At 64.4% G+C, this 497-nt stretch carries 1 protein-coding gene; it reads left to right on the top strand.

Going from position 1 to position 497, the window contains the following annotated elements:
* Positions 1–135 precede the first annotated feature (135 nt).
* Positions 136–497, top strand: a 362-nt coding sequence (locus tag LRG07_RS13815; RefSeq protein ID WP_238642781.1) for a helix-turn-helix domain-containing protein, incomplete at its 3' end; no start/stop codon positions are given.

The raw sequence follows: 497 nt of genomic DNA, 5'->3' as shown, positions 1-497 counted from the left end.
TGTTAGCGGCCCCGTAAACTGACCCACGGCTGGCCAAGAAAATTGACCCACCCTCGGGTGGCCCCTGGCCACGAATGACCATACCGTCGGCTGCCGAACTGAGCGGTGGAGACGGGAGCTGTGAAGGAGTGGGTCGTGATTCACAAGATCAAAGCGCTTTACGACGAAGGCCGCGGACTATCGATCCGCGCTATCGCCCGAGAGCTGGGGGTGTCCCGGAACACGGTGCGCAAGTACCTCGCACAGTCGCCGGCGGACATCGTCTTCGAGCGAGCTCAGCCGCGGCGTCACCGGCTCGACGAGCATCGGCCGTTCATTGAATACCTGCTTCGCCGTTACCCCAAGCTCAGCGCCGTGAAGGTCGCACGCAAGCTGCGTGAGAAGCTCGGCGAGATCGACGTCTCCGATCGCACCCTGCGCCGTTACCTGCAGCAGGTGCGTGCGAGCATCCCGGTGGCGCAGCCGCGCTACTACGAGCCGGTGCTCGACCTGGTGCC

Origin of the sequence: Halorhodospira sp. 9622, assembly GCF_022228025.1 — a bacterium.
Lineage (GTDB): Bacteria > Pseudomonadota > Gammaproteobacteria > Nitrococcales > Halorhodospiraceae > Halorhodospira > Halorhodospira halophila_A.
Note: the sequence above shows the minus strand (reverse complement) of the source record. Positions and strands in the feature narration are given on the sequence as shown.